Genomic DNA, 15857 nt, shown 5'->3' on the forward strand with positions numbered 1-15857 from the left:
ATGAGTATCGCACATTACTACGAGACCATGGATTATGGTCCCGCTCCCGAGGCGGACGGCGAGGCGCGCGCCTGGCTGAAGCGGCACGACGCGACGTTTGGGCATTTCATTGCCGGTAAATTTGTCGCGCCGGCTTCGGGCAAGCATCTGGCGACGATCGAGCCGGCCACCGGAAAGACGCTGGCCAAGATCGCGCAAGGCATCGCAGCGGATGTCGAGGCTGCCGTCGGCGCCGCGCGATCGGCGCAGTCGTCATGGGCAAAGCTCGGTGGTCACGGTCGTGCCCGTCATCTCTATGCACTCGCGCGTATGCTGCAACGTCATGCTCGTCTGTTCGCGGTGTTGGAAGCGATCGATAATGGCAAACCGATCAGGGAAACCCGCGATCTCGATGTGCCACTCGCCGCGCGCCACTTCCTTTATCACGCCGGCTGGGCGCAATTGCAGGACCGCGAATTCGCCGACCACGTCCCGGTCGGTGTGATCGGCCAGATCATCCCCTGGAACTTTCCGCTGCTGATGCTGGCCTGGAAGATCGCGCCCGCGCTGGCGACCGGCAACACCGTGGTGCTGAAACCGGCAGAGTTCACGTCACTCACCGCGCTGCTGTTCGCCGAGCTCGCGGCGGAAGCCGGCCTGCCGCTCGGCGTGTTGAATGTGGTGACGGGTGATGGCGCCACCGGCGCGTTGCTGGTCGAAAATCCCGGTGTCGACAAGATCGCCTTCACGGGGTCGACCGAGGTCGGGCGGTTGATCCGTCAGTCGACCGCAGGCAGCGGCAAGTCGCTGACGCTCGAGCTCGGCGGCAAGTCGCCGTTCATCGTGTTCGACGACGCCGACATCGATGGCGCCGTGGAAGGCGTGGTCGATGCGATCTGGTTCAACCAGGGCCAGGTCTGTTGTGCCGGATCGCGGCTTCTGCTGCAGGAAGGGATCGCAGAGACATTCCGCAAGCGCCTCATCCGCCGCATGGAGAGGCTGCGCGTGGGTCCGCCGCTCGACAAGGCGATCGACATGGGCGCGGTGGTCGCACCGGTGCAGCTCGAGCGGATCAAGGCGCTGGTCGAAACCGGCGTCAAGGAGGGCGCCGAGAAGTATCAGGCGCCGGGGCCGATCCCCGCTGAGGGATGCTTCTATCCGCCGACCTTGCTTTGGAACGTACATCCGGCATCGACCGTGGCGATCGAGGAGATATTCGGCCCGGTGCTGGTCGCGATGACGTTCCGCACGCCGGACGAGGCGGTGATGCTCGCCAACAACACGCGCTATGGCCTTGCCGCCAGCGTGTGGAGCGAGACCATCGGGCTGGCGCTCGATATCGCGCCGAAGCTTCAGGCCGGCGTGGTCTGGGTCAATGCGACCAATTTGTTCGATGCCAGCGTCGGCTTCGGCGGCTATCGCGAGTCCGGCTTCGGTCGCGAGGGCGGCCGGGAAGGTCTCTACGAATATCTCAAGCCGAAAGCCTGGAGCGGGCGGAAGCCGCGGGCGAAGGTGCCGCCGCCATCCCCGGCGGCTTCTAACGACGGCGCCGGATTTGGCACGCCGCCGATCGACCGAACCGCCAAGCTGTTCGTCGGCGGCAAGCAGGTTCGTCCCGACGGAAATTATTCGCGCGCGGTGCTGTCGCCGAAGGGGAAGCACCTCGGCGAAGCCGGCGAGGGCAATCGCAAGGATATCCGTAACGCGGTGGCCGCCGCGCGCTCGGCCGAGGGTTGGGCGCGGGCGACGACGCATAATCGCGCCCAAATCCTCTACTACCTTGCCGAGAATCTGTCCGCGCGTGGCGACGAGTTCGCCCGGCGCATCGGTGATATGACCCGCGGTTCGCCCGCCAAGGCGCGCGCGGAGGTCGAGGCGAGTATCGAACGGCTATTCAGCTATGGGGCCTGGGCCGACAAATACGAGGGGACGATCCATGCACCGCCGTTGCGCGGCGTGGCGCTTGCCATGCACGAGCCGATCGGCGTGGTCGGGGTGGCCTGTCCGGACGAGGCCCCGTTGCTGGGCTTCATCAGCCTGGTGGCACCGTTGATTGCGATGGGCAACCGCGTCGTCGCCGTCCCAAGCGAGCGGCATCCGCTTGCAGCGACCGATTTTTATCAGGTGCTGGAGACGTCGGATGTGCCGGCAGGCGTCGTCAATATCGTCACCGGCGAGCGCGACGCGCTCGCAAGGGTCCTTGCCGAGCATGACGACGTCGATGCGCTCTGGGTGTTCGGCTCGCAGGAGGCCTCGACTGCTGCGGAGCGGCTGTCGATCGGCAACCTCAAGCGGACGCTGGTCGACCACGGGCTGGCGCTCGATTGGTACGACCGGGTGGCGAGCGAAGGTCCGATCCTGCTCCGCCACGCGGTGCAGGTGAAGAACATCTGGATTCCCTATGGGGACTAAAGACGTCACCTTGCGGTGATACGGGTTGGCATCCGGACCATCAGAGTTCGGGCGATTTTTTGAAGACAAGGGAGGGACGCAACATGCTCAAGGGCATCAATCCACTGCTCAATGCCGACGTGCTTTATGCCTTGCGCGCAATGGGGCACGGGGACCGCCTCGTGGTGTGCGACACCAATTTTCCTGCCGACTCCATCGCGCGCCAGACCGTGTTCGGCGAGCTGCTTCGCATCGACAACGTCAGTACGGCAAAGGCGATCGAAGCCATTCTCTCGGTGCTGCCGCTCGATACGTTCGTCGACGATGCCGCAATCCGCATGGAGATCGTTGGCCAGCCCCAGGAGGTGCCGCCCGTGCAGCGCGAGGTGCAGGCCGCGATCGACCGAGCCGAGGGACGCTCCTGGCCGCTGGTCGGGGTCGAGCGCCATGCCTTCTATGAAAAGGCCAAGACGGCCTACTGCGTGATCGCCACGGGAGAGCGGCGCTTCTACGGCTGCTTCCTGTTTTCCAAGGGCGTCATCGCGCCGGACGGAGAGTGACGACCATGAGCAAGACTGGCGTCGCAGTGCTCGGCATCTTCGTCGTCGATCTGGCCTTCCGGGCCGGCAACATGCCCGCGATCGGTGAAACGATCGCCGGCTCGGGATTTGCCATGGGACCAGGCGGCAAGGGGTCGAACCAGGCCGTGGCCGCTGCGCGCGCAGGCGCAGACGTGACCTTCATCTCCCGGATCGGCCGCGACGCCTTCGGTGATCTTGCCATCAAGACGTGGGAAACCGAGGGCATTCGGCCCCGCGTCGCCAGGACTGCGGAGGAGCCGACCGGCGCCGCCTTCATCTATGTCCACGAGACACGCGGCGACAACGCCATCATCGTGGTGAGCGGAGCGGCCGACGGTCTCAGCCCCAGCGACGTCGATGCGGCGGCGGATTCGATCCGCACCAGCCGCGTCTTCGTGACCCAGCTCGAGCAACCGGTCGCGGCCGCGCAGCGCGGCCTCGAGATCGCGCGCGCTGCGGGCAGCATCACCGTGTTCAACCCGGCACCTGCGGTCAAATTCGACGATGGCCTGTTTGCCTTGTGCGACTACGTCGTTCCCAATGAGACCGAGGCGGAAGCGCTGACGGGGATCGCGGTGAGCGATCTTGCCGGCGCCCGCCGCGCCGGCGAAGCGTTGCTGACCAAGGGAGCGGGCACYGCGCTGATCACGCTCGGCGAACGCGGGGCGCTGTTTCATGGGCGAGACCGCTCGCTACACGTGCCCCCGTTCGCCGCCGGCAAGGTGGTCGAAACCGCGGGCGCGGGCGATGCATTCGTCGGCGGCTTCGCTGCAGCGCTTGCGGGCGGCGCCGATCCCCTGGAAGCGGCGCGCTTCGGTTCCGCCACTGCGGGGATTTCCGTGACGCGCGCGGGGACTGCGCCTGCCATGCCGCGGCGCGCCGAGATTGAAGCCCTGTTGAAGGGATGATCTGCTCATGATGCGGAACGATCCGATCAAGCATGTCTTCATCTGGCCGGCGGTGCTCGTCGTGCTGGCGATCTCGATCTTTCCGCTGATCTATTCGCTCACCACGAGCTTCCTCAGCTATCGCCTGATTCCGCCGATCCCGCCGCGCGTCGTGTGGTTCGGAAATTATGCTACGCTCCTGCAAGAGCCGCGCTTCTGGAATGCGATCTTCACGACGACGCTGATCGCGTTCGTTGCCGTCGGGCTGCAATACGTGATCGGGTTTGGCGTTGCGCTCGCGCTGAACGCGCGCGTTCCGGGCGAACGGCTATTTCGCGTGGCCTTGCTGCTGCCCATGCTTCTGGCCCCGGTCGCCGTCGCGCTTGTTGCTCGCATGATCTTCAATCCGACCATGGGGCCGCTCAACCAGTTCCTGTCCATGTTCGGCATGGCGAACCTGCCGTTCCTCACCAACGGTCATTGGGCGCTGGCCTGCATCATCGCTGTTGAGATCTGGCAGTGGACCCCGTTCGTCATCCTGATGATGCTGGCTGGCCTGCAAACGCTCCCCGAAGATGTCTACGAGGCGGCCGAGCTCGAGAACGCCAGCGCCTGGCAGCAGTTCTGGGGCATCACCTTTCCGATGATGCTGCCGATCTCCGCCGCGGTCGTCTTCATCCGCCTGATCGAGAGCTACAAGATCATGGACACCGTATTCGTGATGACGGGCGGCGGACCGGGTGTGGACACCGAGACCCTGACCTTGTTCGCCTATCAGGAGGGTTTCAAGAAGTTCAATCTCGGCTACACGTCGGCGCTCAGCTTCCTGTTCCTGATCGCCATCACGATCATTGGCGTCACTTATCTGGCGCTGCTGCGGCCGCATCTGGAGAAGCGCCGATGAGCGGGCAGGGCCTTACCGGACTGTCGTGCTGGAGCCGCCGCCTGGTCGCGGCCGGTGTCTTCGCATGGTGCCTGATCACGGCGTTTCCGCTCTATTGGGTGGTCGTGACGGCGTTCAAGACCCCGCCGGGCGTGGTCGGCGGCCCGACCTATATTCCGTTCGTCGATTTCACGCCGACCCTGCAGCCCTTCATTGATCTCTATCAGGGTATCCGTGGCGAGTTCTTCCGGACCTTTTTGAACTCGACAATCGTTGGCTTGTCGGCGGCGGCGATCGCGACTGCCGTCGGCGCAATGGCGGCCTATGCGCTGGTGCGGTTCGAATTCAGGGTGCGCTTCGGCGCCGGTCTGATCTTCTTCCTGCTCGCGCTCGGCGGCTATCTGCTGTTCAACAATTCGCTCGGCTTCACCCGCGCGCAGGCGCTGCTGCTGGCGTTCCCGATCGCGCTTGTCGCTGCAATCCTGTCCAACCGCCTGCCGCTGCCGGGGCCGATCCTCGGCAATGAAGACATCCTGTTCTGGTTCGTCAGCCAGCGCATGTTTCCGCCGATCGTCACGGCTTTCGCGCTGTATCTCCTCTACAGCGAAATCGGCCGGCTCGGCTTCCAACTCATCGACAGCTATGTCGGCCTGACGCTGTGCTACGTCGCGTTCTCGCTGCCGATCGTGGTCTGGCTGATGCGCGACTTTTTCGAGGCCATTCCGATCGAGGTCGAAGAAGCCGCGATGGTCGACAACGTGCCAAGTTGGCGCATCTTCCTCGGCATCGTGGTGCCAATGTCGATGAACGGACTGCTGGCGACGTTCATGATCACGCTCGCCTTCGTCTGGAAYGAGTTCCTGTTCGCRCTSTTYCTGACCARTTCCAGATGGCAGACGCTGCCGATCCTGGTGGCGGGGCAGAACAGCCAGCGCGGCGACGAATGGTGGGCGATCTCGGCCGCGGCGCTCGTCGCCATCATTCCGATGATGATCATGGCAGGTCTGCTCAGCCGCATGATGCGGTCGGGCCTGCTGCTCGGAGCGATCAAATAGCAAAAACCTATGTAGGGAGGACTGGAYGATGTTGCGACGGACGTTTCTGATGCTGACCACCTCGCTCGCGATGGCTTGCACCGCGAGCCAGGCGAACGCTGCTTGTAGCCCGGATTACTCCGGCGTCACCCTGACTGTGGCGTCGCAGACCGGACCGTATATCGCCTCCGCGCTCAAGCTCGGCGCGGACGAATGGACCAAGAAGACCTGCGGCAAGGTCAATGTGGTCGAGTTCCCCTGGTCGGAGCTCTACCCGAAGATCGTTACATCGCTTACCGGATCGGACGCGGCGTTCGATCTGGTCAGCTTTGCGCCGGCCTGGCTGCCCGACTTCGTCACCTATCTCAGCGAGATGCCGAAAGAGATGCAGTCCGGCAAGGATTGGGACGATGTCGAGCCGGCCTACCGTGAGCGCCTGATGGTGTGGGAAGGCAAGATCTATTCGCAATCGATGGACGGCGACGTTCACACCTACACCTATCGCACCGACCTGTTCAGCGATCCCAAGGAGAAGGACGCCTTCAAGGCCAAGTACGGCTACGACCTGGCGCCGCCAAAGACCTGGAAGCAATATCTCGACATCGCGGAGTTCTTTCAGCGCCCCGACAAGGGGCTCTGGGGCACGGCGGAGGCCTTCCGTCGCGGTGGCCAGCAGTTCTGGTTCTTCTTCAGCCACGCGGCGGCCTATACCAACAACCCGAACTATCCGGGCGCGATGTTCTTCGACCCCGAAACGATGGATGCCCAGATCAACAATCCGGGCTGGGTGAAGGGATTGGAGGAATATATTCGCGCTTCCAAGCTTGGCCCGCCCAATGCGCTGAACTTTTCGTTCGGCGAGGTCAATGCCGCCGTGGCCGGCGGCCAGGTGGCCGAGTCGATCGGTTGGGGCGACACCGGCGTGATCGCCGCCGACCCCAAGCAATCGAAGATTTCCGGCAAGGTGGGCTCTGCGGTGCTGCCCGGCTCTGACGAGATATGGAACGCCAAAACCAAGAAGTGGGACAAGTTTCCGGCAGTGCTGCCGGCACCCTTCATGGCGTTCGGAGGCTGGCAGATTGCCGTGCCAAAGGTGGGCAAGAACCAGCAGGCGGCATGGGATTTCGTCAAGACGCTGACAAGCCCTGAAGTCTCCGGCAAGGCCGCGATTACCGGTGGCACGGGTGTCAACCCATACCGCAAGTCGCACACCACGAATCTGGAGTTGTGGAGCAAGATCTTCTCGCCGACGGAAGCCAAGGAATATCTCGGCGCCCAAGCCGACTCCATTAACGGCAAGAACGTTGCGCTCGACATGCGTTTGCCCGGCTATTTCTCCTACACCGAGGTTGTGGAGATTGAGCTTGGCAAGGCGCTGGCCGGCCAGACCACGCCGCAGGCCGCGCTGGACGCGGTCGCGAAGGAATGGAATCGCCTGACCGACGAGTTCGGCCGCGCGAAGCAGCTCGCCGCCTATCGCGCGGCGATGGGCCTCTCGCCGAAGAACTAGCTTCCCGCGGAGACTGCCCCGGATGATGCGTGAGCATCATCCGGGCTTTGTTGGCCGTCGATATAGGGGACGGAAAAAGGAATCCATGGCGCACGTCGAGATCGAGAACGTCAGCAAGGCATATGGGCCCTACAAGATCATCGAGGGGCTTAATCTGAGTGTGGCCGACGAGGAGTTTGTCGTGCTTGTCGGACCGTCCGGCTGCGGCAAGACCACGACGTTGCGCATGATAGCGGGACTGGAGACAGTCACCAGCGGAACCATTCGTATCGGTAATCGCGATGTGACGCAGCTGCGCCCAGGCTTGCGCAATTGCGCGATGGTGTTCCAGAACTATGCGCTCTATCCGCATATGACTGTTGGTGAGAATATCGGCTACGGCATGAAGGCGCGGGGCGAGTCGCGCGCCAATATCGCGAAGGCCGTCCAGGACGTGGCGCGGGTTCTCGACCTCGAGCAATACGTGGACCGTCGGCCCAAGCAGCTCTCCGGTGGGCAGCGTCAGCGCGTGGCGATCGGCCGTGCCATCGTGCGCAGCCCGGACGTGTTTCTGTTCGACGAGCCATTGTCAAACCTCGACGCCAAACTCCGCATCGAGATGCGGACCGAGATCAAGGCATTGCATCGCCGTCTCGCCAAGACGATCGTTTATGTCACACACGATCAGGTCGAAGCTATGACTATGGCCGATCGGGTCGTGGTGATGAATCGCGGCCGCATCGAGCAGGCGGCTGATCCGATCACGATCTATGAGAAACCAAGCAATCTCTTCGTCGCGGGCTTCATGGGCGCGCCCAGCATGAATTTCATCCACGGGGAGATTGCCGCTCGCGACGGTGCACTGATCTTCACCGAACCCTCGGGTACGGCGTTGAGATTGCCGAAATCCCGAGAGGCGGCCTATGCAGGGAGCATCGGCAAGCCGGTCGTGCTCGGCGTGCGGCCGGACCACGTGCTGCGGCAAGATGCGCCATCGGGCTCCTCCGTCCGCATGATGGTGAAAGACGTGGAGCCGCTCGGGCCGCATACTCTCGTGATTGGAACCGTGGGCGCATTTCCATTCACGGCGCAGATGCAAGTCGGTGTTTCTGCGGCGCCGGATTGCCCAATAGATGTCGCCATCGATCTGGAGCGAACGCACCTTTTCGACAAGGTTTCCGGGAAGGCCGTTTCATAGTCGGCGGTCCTCTGGCGGTGCAGGTAATCCCAAATCTTTACTTCCAGCGTGCGCATGCCTCATCGCGGTCACTTGCGCTGCGGCGAGCTCGCACGTGATGCGGGCGACGTTGCACCCTTCTTCGCAAACTTTGCTCGTCCGGCATTGGTGTCGAGCAGAGGCTGCGAAAAGAGATTGAGCGATCTCAGATGGTTACATGCCAATATTCATTACCTCGCGGGTAATGGAAGGGCTGAAATCCGCATGCTAGGTTTTCGAGCATGAACGCACATGCATCCACGGCACAGGCCGAACGCAGCCAGCCCGTCCATATCGGCGACCATTTGCGCGAATGGCGGCAACGCCGCCGCATGAGCCAGCTCGATCTGGCGGGCGAGGCCGAGATTTCCGCGCGGCATTTGAGCTTCGTCGAGACCGGCCGCGCTGCGCCCTCGCGCGACATGGTGCTCAGGCTCGCCGAACGTCTCGAGGTACCCTTGCGCGAACGCAACGTGCTGCTGGTCGCGGCCGGCTATGCGCCGGCGTTTCCGCAGCGACCGCTGGAGGATCCCGCCTTGAAATCAGCTCGCCAGGCGATCGACCTCGTTCTCAGGGCGCATGAGCCCAATCCGGCGCTGGCCTATGACCGGCACTGGAATCTGGTTTCCGCCAACCGCATGGTGGCGCCGCTGCTCGAAGGCATCCCGCAGCGGCTGCTCGGTCAGCCCTTCAACGTGCTGCGGCTCGCGTTTCACCCTGAAGCGCTGGCGCCGCGCACGGTCAATCTCGCGGAGTGGTGCGGGCACCTGCTGGAGCGGCTGCACCGGCAATGCGAGGCAACGGCCGATCCCGAGTTGATCAAGCTCTATAACGACCTCAAGAGCTATCCCATCCCGGCGCGCTCGGGGCCGCTGTCGAGCGACAATGTCGCGATTCCCTTCAAGCTGCGCCATGGCGGAGAGATACTAAGTTTCTTCTCCACCACCATGGTGTTCGGCACACCTGTGGACATCACGCTGTCGGAGCTGGCGCTGGAGACGTTCTTCCCGGCCGACGAGCGCACCGCCGAGCGGCTCAAGCAGATGGCAGCAGCTATGACCTAGCGCCCTTGCCTCGGGACGGGTTCTGCTTATCTTCGGCTTATCTTGAGCCAAACCCGCATCGCCCGAAGGAGGCGCTATGAGCACGTTGAAACCGCTCCAGATCGATGTCGTCTCCGACGTGGTGTGTCCCTGGTGCTATATCGGCAAGCACCGGATCGAGAGCGCGCTGGCGCTCGTGCCCGACGTCCCGGTCAAGCTGAATTTCCGCCCCTTCTTCCTCAATCCCTGGGTGCCGCGCGAGGGCATCAGCCGCGAGGCCTATCTCACCCAGAAGTTCGGCTCGGTCGAAGCCTATAAGGGCATTGCCGGCCGCGTGGTCGCAGCCGCGGGCGAGGAGGGCCTCGTCTACAAGCCCGAGCTGGTCGCGCGCCAGCCCAACACGACTGACTGCCATCGCTTGATCCTCTGGGCCGATGCGATCGGCAAGGCGCCCGAGATGAAGCAGCGGCTGATGGAGCTGTATTTCCGCGACGGCGGCGACCTCACTGACGTGAACGTGCTGGTGCAGGCGGCCGCCGACGTCGGCCTCGATGCCGACGACGTGCGCAAGCGCCTCGCCACCGACGAGGACGTCGCGCGCGTGTCGGCCGACGCGCAGGAGGCCGCCGAGAAGGGCATCTCCGGCGTGCCGACCTACGTGTTCGCGCAGAAATACGCCGTCTCCGGCGCGCAGGATCCGAACCTGCTCGCCCGCGCCATTCGCGAGGTCTCGGCGGAGATCAACGCACAGGCGGCGGAGTAGCTTTCGCTTATTTGCGGAGCAGACGCACCACGCGTCGCGCGGCCTCGTGCGCGACGTTGAGGCCAACCAGCGCCGCGTGAGTGAGCGCGACAACCGGATCGTGACGCCGCAGCGGAATCAGCACGTCGCCGATGGCGAAGCGTCCGCGCCAGATCGGGTTGATCATGGGGTGGTCGGCGCTCGCCGTGGAGTCCGCGCTGGCGATAGCCGGATCGGCGCAGAGATACCGTGTGAGGTCGAGCGTGAGCTGCACGCCCGGCGAATATCTTGCAAAGCGTTCGTCGATACCGAGCTTGAAGAAGAAGGCGCGGTCCTGGTGGCGCAGCACGATGCCGGCTGCCACCGGCGTCGTGCCGGCGCGCAGCGTGATGACCTCGCACTGCGCGGTCTCTGCCAGCGCGGGAACCGCGCGGCGAATGAAAGTCGCATCGCCCGCATGCTGGATCAGCGCGGTGCCGCGCTTGCCTTTCCAGCCACTGGCCTCGAGTTGCAGGAATGTTTCGAGCGCCGGCCCGATCTCGTCGGGCTTGCGCGCGACCTCGAAGGCGACGGGCCCGTGCTCTTCGAGGCGATGGCGCTGGCGACGCAGCTCCTTGAGCTTCTTGGCGCCGAGCGCGCCATGCAACAGCGTTTCACCATCCTGCGTCGCGTCGAGGCTGGCGCGGATGTAGGAGGAGAGGATACGCGGCTTCAGGCCGTCGCGATTGAGAACGTCCTTGAGCGAACTCATCGCCGCGCCGTCGAGTGCAACGTCGTTCAGCACGAGTGCATGCGCTCCGGCCTCGCGCGCCTGCTGCAACAGCCGCGCGGCCGCTTCGATCGGCGCGTCGCGGTCGATCAGCGGGCTGCACAGGGTGCCATAGGGATGCGCGCTCACCAGCGCGGGCAGGGGGATCTTCCAGGCGCGCCAGAGCGAGACCACCGGCATCAGCCCGATCAGCCGCGCCGACGCGCCGTCGAATGCGGGTAGCGCCGAGGCGTCCGTGCGGCCGCGTGCGGCCTCGCTCACGGCGAGCTCCCAGCCCGGCAGGTAATAGCCGTTCGGCTCGATCACGCGCTGGGCGAGCGCGCGCCATTGGCCGGGATCGATGGACGTGAGGGGGACGAGCGCGCGCGTTGCCGCGGCAGCCCTTGCCGATGCCGGATTGATCGCTGCCTGATGCGCGATATCGACCACGTCCCGTCGTTCCCCGTTCAGAAGGTCATGCTTAGCGCAAAGATTGGAAAATTCCGTTGGGACGCCGCTTCAATTCGAATGGTAATATTAACGTCTCATTGAGCATTCGGGCGGCCGGCCRCGGCATGCCATGATGGAAGCTCTCGACCTGGAGGATCACAATGATCGCCACACCTTTCACGCCGATGGCGTCGCTCCTTGGTGGCGCGTTGATCGGCCTGGCCGCCGTGCTCCTGATGTGGGCGACGGGACGGATCGCCGGTGTCAGCGGCATCGCAGCGCGGCTGTTTCCGCCTTATGAGGACCGCGAGTTCGCCGGCCGGCTCGCTTTCGTCGCCGGCCTCGTCGCCGCGCCCATCCTGGTGCGCATTGTCAGCGGAAGCCTGCCGGTGCAAACGATCGCGGCGGGAACGCCGGTGCTGATCGTCGCCGGATTGCTCACGGGCTTCGGTGCGGTCTGGGGCAGCGGCTGCACGTCCGGCCATGGCGTCTGTGGCCTGTCGCGGCTGTCGCTGCGATCGCTGGTCGCGACCATCACCTTCATGTCGGCGGGCATCGTCACTGTCTTCGTGATGCGGCACTGGGGCTGACGACGATGGCAATCCTCATCCAATTCGCGATCGGCCTCCTCTTCGGTATCGGGCTCATCGTCTCCGGCATGTCGAATCCGGCAAAGGTGCTGAACTTCTTGGACGTCGCCGGCATTTCCGCCGGAACGTGGGATGCGAGCCTCGCCTTCGTGATGGCGGGTGCTGTCGCGGTAACCTTCATCGGCTTCAGCCGTGTCTTGAAACTCGCGCGACCGTTTTTCGCGGACCGCTTTTACCTTCCGACGCGAAAGGACATCGATCCGAGAGTTATCGCCGGTCCCGCCATCTTCGGCATCGGATGGGGGCTCGCAGGCTTTTGTCCGGGCCCTGCGCTCACCGCGCTCGGATTCGGCTCGGCGTCCGCTTTCATCTTCGTCGCCGCGATGTGTGCCGGCATGGTGCTCGCCCGCTTCATCGCGCAGCTCCCGTCGTCAACGCGCTTCGTCGCGCCGGCCGATCCGCTCGAAACCTGACATGGACAGGACCGGGCGAGTGGATCTCGTCCGGTCCTGTTACAGCTTCAGTGACTACCAGCGGTCGCCGCCAACACCGACGCCGACACTGACGCCAGGCGCCCGAATGCCGACGCCACCGCGCGGACCATCGTCCCAGTCGCGATAGGTGCGACGCTCGTAATAGCGATCGCGCGGCATGGCGTTGTAGGAGTCGCGCACGATCACGCGCGAGCCGCCACGGGTGCGATAGCAATTGCCAGCATCATCGCAGACAAGCCGGACTTCCTGAACGAGCTCAGGGTTGGCGTATTCGCTGGTCGTATAGATGTCCGCGGCCTTCGCGCCGCTCGCCGCAGCGAGGGCGCCGACGCCAGCCAATAGTGCGATCGTGAATGTCCTCATCGTGTCCTCCTCCGAAACTGCCCTCGGGGGTAACAAGAAGGGGAGGCGGTGATCGTTCCGGGTCGAATTACAGGTTTTTCCCGGAACCGGAGCGCGTGTCGGCGTGATTTGTTCCTAGATCGGCTCGTAGGTTTCCGTCCCGCAGATGTCGTCCGCTTCCGCGCGGCGGCGATCGACGACCTTTCCGCCTGATATCGTCACGATGTAAATCTGGGTGCCGAGCGTGGACCCGGTGGCGGAGGTGAGCTGCGCGCTGACGCAGGCGGTCCAGCCCGGTCCCCGCACCTCCCGATGGGGCGGGGCGACGTGCACCTCCCGCGGATAGGACGTGTTGAGGAAGACCACGTTGATCTGCTCGCGGACCACACGCTTGACGTCAGGGGCCGCTTCGGGAGGCGGCTGCTCGGTTTCCTTCAGGCGCATGAACTCGGGCACCGGCGCGCGGCTGTCGGCGAAGCCGCAAGAACCGAGTGCGAGGGCGCTGGCCAGCAGCGCCGCATGAGCAACAATCCGCAACATCCGTGAAGGTCCCCTGCGGGCCAACAGATAGGCAGGAATGCGATCCGGCAAAGTCCCGGCCGATCAAGATTTGCTGAAATCCCGGCCCTCCGGCATTTGCTATTACGGGATTGCAGGCTAATTTGTGCCCCAGACGAGGGGGATTGCATCAATGCGGATTTTGGTCATCGCGGCCGCCGTGCTCGCACTAACGGCTGCGTCGGCGCAGGCGCAGGGCCGCAGCAGAGGCCAGCCGAACGAAGCGAAGTCGGACAACAAGCCCAAGGTCGACGAAAAGGCCTACAAGGCCGCGCTCGAGCGCATTCCGGAGCCCAAGGAGAAGTACGACCCGTGGGGCGGAGCCCGTCCGGCTGAACCTGCCAAGAAGCCCAAATAAATGAGGGGGGCGTTGGCGAGCCGTCTGTGTCAGTCGGCCGCCGCCATCGTGCTCCTCTTGTTTTCCTCGTGGCCAGGCATCGCCTGGGAGAGCTGGGGTGGCGATCCCGGCGGCTCACGCTTCTCGCCTTTGCGGGAGGTCACGCCCGACAATGTCGGCAATCTGGTTCGGGCCTTCGAATTCCATACCGGCGATCTCGCGGCGCGGCCGCCCGAGGTGATGCGGCGAACCAAATTCCAGGCGACACCGTTGTTCGTCGAGGGCAGCCTGATCTTCTGCTCGCCCTTCAATGAGGTGATCGCGCTCGATCCCGGCACGGGCGCGCAGAAATGGCGCTTCGATCCAAAGATCGCGACCAATCAGCGGCCCGCCAATCGCTATGTCTGCCGCGGCGTGACCCATTGGATCGACGATGAGGCGCCCGCGAATGCCGCCTGCCGATCGCGCATCTTCATGGGCACGAACGATGTCCGCCTGATCGCGCTCGATGCAAAGACCGGGATTCCGTGCGCCGGTTTCGGCACTGGCGGTGAGGTCAGGCCGGATATCGGCATGAAGCTGGACTGGCCCGGCGAATTCCAGATCACCTCGCCGCCGGCGGTCGGCCGCGGTGTCGTCGTGATCGGCTCCGCGATCGGCGACAACCGCCGCGTCGACGCGCCGAGCGGCGTGGTGCGCGCGTTCGATGCGCGCAGCGGCCAGCCGCGCTGGACCTTCGAGCCGCTCGAGCGCGACGGTGTCGAAGCCGGTCACGCCAATGTCTGGGCGCCGATGTCGGTCGACGCGGCCCGCGGGCTGGTGTTCCTGCCGACGTCCTCGCCGTCGCCGGACTTTTGGGGCGGCAAGCGGCCGGGCAATAACGAGCACGCCAATTCGGTGGTCGCGCTGCGCATCGAGACCGGCGAGCTCGTGTGGGCATTCCAGACCGTGCATCACGACGTCTGGGATTATGATCTGGCGTCGCAGCCGACGCTCACGCGTATCGACACCGGAGACGGCCAGCGCGATGTCGTGATTCAGCCGACCAAGCAGGGATTTGTCTTCGTGCTCGACCGCGATACCGGCAAGCCGGTGTGGCCGGTGGAAGAGCGCGTGGTGCCGCAAGGCGGCGCGGAAGGTGAACGACTGTCGCCGACGCAGCCATTCCCGACGCATGTGCCGCCGCTGACATCGCAAAGAATCTCGACTGAGGATGCGCTCACGCTCCTCCCTGGCCTGGGTCGCTCCGCTTGCGAAAGGCAGTTCGCGGAGGCACGTAACGAGGGGTTGTTCACCCCGCCCTCGACGCAAGGCACGGCGGAGTTTCCCTTCACCGGCGGCGGCGTCAACTGGGGTAGCGCAGCCTTCGACCCGGTCAACCAGATCCTCTACGCCAACACCGCCCGCGCCGTTCATCTCATCAAGCTGATCCCGCGTGCGGAGGCGGCTGGATTCGATCCGCCTCCCGGTCATGATTTCGGTCAGCAGAAGGGCGCGCCGTTCGCGATGTCGCGCGCGGTGGTGATGTCGCCGCTCGGGCTTCTTTGCAACAAGCCGCCTTGGGGCGAGATGGTCGCGGTCGATCTGAAAGCCGGCAAGATCCTCTGGCGTTCGACGGTCGGTACCACGGAAGACCTTGCGCCGCTCGGCGTGCCGCTGCCGTGGGGCGCGCCGCTCGTCAACGGGCTCGCGGTCACTGCAGGCGGTCTCGTCTTCACCGGCGCGATGGATGCCTATCTGCGCGCCTTCGATGCGCGAAGCGGCCGGGAGTTGTGGCAAGGCCGGCTGCCGGTGCCCGGCGTCGCCAACCCCATGACCTATCTCTGGAAGGGCGAGCAGTATGTCGCGATCGGCGCGGGCGGCCACTCCGAGGTCGGCACCTCGATCGGCGACAGCGTCGTTGCGTTTCGCCTGGCGCGGCCGGGTGAAGGGCCGTCGCTGTGGTCGCGCACCATCGATCGTCCGGGCGGACGATTTTGGGTGTCGTCGTCAGCAATTGTGTTCGCGATCATCCTGCTGATCATCGCGAGCCTGCGCTGGCGTCGTCGACGTCGTATAAAGCAAGCATGATGCTGCGTTGTGTATGCGATGCG

The 15857-nt window shown here is 64.5% G+C and carries 16 protein-coding genes; 13 read left to right on the plus strand and 3 right to left on the minus strand.

The features are described 5' to 3' along the window. The 9 genes from AB4Z51_RS17975 to AB4Z51_RS18015 all read left to right on the plus strand — a co-directional run bounded on the left by AB4Z51_RS17975 (position 1) and on the right by AB4Z51_RS18015 (position 10266). On the plus strand, positions 1-2391 hold the full coding sequence (locus tag AB4Z51_RS17975) for an aldehyde dehydrogenase family protein (RefSeq protein ID WP_441497722.1): 2391 nt from the start codon (positions 1-3) through the stop codon (positions 2389-2391). Positions 2392-2474: 83 nt separating this feature from the next. After that, positions 2475-2930 (plus strand): RbsD/FucU family protein, encoded by a 456-nt coding sequence (locus tag AB4Z51_RS17980; protein ID WP_014494077.1) that lies wholly within the window; start codon positions 2475-2477, stop codon positions 2928-2930. 5 nt (positions 2931-2935) lie between these two features. Continuing rightward, complete coding sequence (gene rbsK, locus AB4Z51_RS17985) at positions 2936-3859, plus strand: ribokinase (RefSeq protein WP_441497723.1); 924 nt, start codon at positions 2936-2938, stop codon at positions 3857-3859. A 7-nt stretch (positions 3860-3866) separates the two neighbouring features. After that, positions 3867-4742, plus strand: a complete 876-nt coding sequence (locus AB4Z51_RS17990) for a carbohydrate ABC transporter permease (protein WP_441497724.1) — start codon at positions 3867-3869, stop codon at positions 4740-4742. Next, positions 4739-5776: a carbohydrate ABC transporter permease gene (locus tag AB4Z51_RS17995; RefSeq protein ID WP_441497725.1), complete on the plus strand. Its 1038-nt coding sequence runs from the start codon at positions 4739-4741 to the stop codon at positions 5774-5776. The genes AB4Z51_RS17990 and AB4Z51_RS17995 overlap by 4 nt, the downstream gene beginning before the upstream one ends. A gap of 49 nt (positions 5777-5825) precedes the next feature. Then, the gene (locus AB4Z51_RS18000) at positions 5826-7265 is read left to right on the plus strand and encodes an extracellular solute-binding protein (protein WP_321576352.1); all 1440 of its coding nucleotides are present in this window, start codon (positions 5826-5828) and stop codon (positions 7263-7265) included. Positions 7266-7350: 85 nt separating this feature from the next. After that, a complete protein-coding gene (locus AB4Z51_RS18005) occupies positions 7351-8442 on the plus strand; it encodes an ABC transporter ATP-binding protein (protein ID WP_441497747.1) in 1092 nt (363 codons plus the stop codon). A 260-nt stretch (positions 8443-8702) separates the two neighbouring features. Next, positions 8703-9524 carry a helix-turn-helix domain-containing protein gene (locus tag AB4Z51_RS18010; protein ID WP_085404264.1) on the plus strand — a complete coding sequence of 274 codons (822 nt, stop codon included), beginning with the start codon at positions 8703-8705 and terminating at the stop codon, positions 9522-9524. A 76-nt stretch (positions 9525-9600) separates the two neighbouring features. Further along, a complete protein-coding gene (locus tag AB4Z51_RS18015) occupies positions 9601-10266 on the plus strand; it encodes a DsbA family oxidoreductase (protein ID WP_441497726.1) in 666 nt (221 codons plus the stop codon). A gap of 7 nt (positions 10267-10273) precedes the next feature. Here the strand turns inward: AB4Z51_RS18015 and AB4Z51_RS18020 are convergent, their stop codons facing one another. After that, entirely contained in the window at positions 10274-11443 is a 1170-nt protein-coding gene (locus tag AB4Z51_RS18020) for a GNAT family N-acetyltransferase (protein WP_441497727.1), read from the minus strand. Between the two features lie 161 nt (positions 11444-11604). Between AB4Z51_RS18020 and AB4Z51_RS18025 the strand changes: the two genes are divergently transcribed. Together AB4Z51_RS18025 and AB4Z51_RS18030 are read left to right on the plus strand one after the other, a co-directional pair. Continuing rightward, positions 11605-12033, plus strand: coding sequence for a YeeE/YedE family protein (locus AB4Z51_RS18025; RefSeq protein WP_441497728.1), 429 nt, complete (start codon positions 11605-11607; stop codon positions 12031-12033). A gap of 5 nt (positions 12034-12038) precedes the next feature. Further along, positions 12039-12506: a DUF6691 family protein gene (locus AB4Z51_RS18030; RefSeq protein ID WP_441497729.1), complete on the plus strand. Its 468-nt coding sequence runs from the start codon at positions 12039-12041 to the stop codon at positions 12504-12506. A 54-nt stretch (positions 12507-12560) separates the two neighbouring features. Here AB4Z51_RS18030 and AB4Z51_RS18035 read toward each other — a convergent pair whose 3' ends face one another. After that, positions 12561-12890: a hypothetical protein gene (locus AB4Z51_RS18035; RefSeq protein ID WP_028152664.1), complete on the minus strand. Its 330-nt coding sequence runs from the start codon at positions 12888-12890 to the stop codon at positions 12561-12563. Between the two features lie 114 nt (positions 12891-13004). Further along, on the minus strand, positions 13005-13409 hold the full coding sequence (locus AB4Z51_RS18040) for a hypothetical protein (RefSeq protein WP_354120618.1): 405 nt from the start codon (positions 13407-13409) through the stop codon (positions 13005-13007). A 151-nt stretch (positions 13410-13560) separates the two neighbouring features. On the opposite strand from AB4Z51_RS18040, the gene AB4Z51_RS18045 reads away from it, so the two are divergent. Both AB4Z51_RS18045 and AB4Z51_RS18050 read left to right on the plus strand, forming a co-directional pair. Beyond that, on the plus strand, positions 13561-13785 hold the full coding sequence (locus AB4Z51_RS18045) for a hypothetical protein (protein ID WP_085404269.1): 225 nt from the start codon (positions 13561-13563) through the stop codon (positions 13783-13785). After that, a complete protein-coding gene (locus tag AB4Z51_RS18050; protein WP_441497730.1) occupies positions 13786-15834 on the plus strand; it encodes a pyrroloquinoline quinone-dependent dehydrogenase in 2049 nt (682 codons plus the stop codon). Positions 15835-15857 lie beyond the last annotated feature (23 nt).

The sequence above is a fragment of the Bradyrhizobium sp. 2TAF36 genome, assembly GCF_052114925.1.
GTDB lineage: Bacteria > Pseudomonadota > Alphaproteobacteria > Rhizobiales > Xanthobacteraceae > Bradyrhizobium > Bradyrhizobium barranii.

Bases quoted from the DNA above. Each gene is read 5' to 3' on its own strand.
- AB4Z51_RS18025 (WP_441497728.1), top strand. From the start codon at position 11,605: ATGATCGCCACACCTTTCACGCCGATGGCGTCGCTCCTTGGTGGCGCG.
- AB4Z51_RS18040 (WP_354120618.1), bottom strand. From the start codon at position 13,409: ATGTTGCGGATTGTTGCTCATGCGGCGCTGCTGGCCAGCGCCCTCGCA.
- AB4Z51_RS18045 (WP_085404269.1), top strand. From the start codon at position 13,561: ATGCGGATTTTGGTCATCGCGGCCGCCGTGCTCGCACTAACGGCTGCG.
- AB4Z51_RS17990 (WP_441497724.1), top strand. From the start codon at position 3,867: ATGATGCGGAACGATCCGATCAAGCATGTCTTCATCTGGCCGGCGGTG.
- AB4Z51_RS18030 (WP_441497729.1), top strand. From the start codon at position 12,039: ATGGCAATCCTCATCCAATTCGCGATCGGCCTCCTCTTCGGTATCGGG.
- AB4Z51_RS18050 (WP_441497730.1), top strand. From the start codon at position 13,786: ATGAGGGGGGCGTTGGCGAGCCGTCTGTGTCAGTCGGCCGCCGCCATC.
- AB4Z51_RS18005 (WP_441497747.1), top strand. From the start codon at position 7,351: ATGGCGCACGTCGAGATCGAGAACGTCAGCAAGGCATATGGGCCCTAC.
- AB4Z51_RS18015 (WP_441497726.1), top strand. From the start codon at position 9,601: ATGAGCACGTTGAAACCGCTCCAGATCGATGTCGTCTCCGACGTGGTG.
- AB4Z51_RS18035 (WP_028152664.1), bottom strand. From the start codon at position 12,890: ATGAGGACATTCACGATCGCACTATTGGCTGGCGTCGGCGCCCTCGCT.
- AB4Z51_RS17975 (WP_441497722.1), top strand. From the start codon at position 1: ATGAGTATCGCACATTACTACGAGACCATGGATTATGGTCCCGCTCCC.
- AB4Z51_RS17980 (WP_014494077.1), top strand. From the start codon at position 2,475: ATGCTCAAGGGCATCAATCCACTGCTCAATGCCGACGTGCTTTATGCC.
- AB4Z51_RS18010 (WP_085404264.1), top strand. From the start codon at position 8,703: ATGAACGCACATGCATCCACGGCACAGGCCGAACGCAGCCAGCCCGTC.
- AB4Z51_RS18000 (WP_321576352.1), top strand. From the start codon at position 5,826: ATGCTGACCACCTCGCTCGCGATGGCTTGCACCGCGAGCCAGGCGAAC.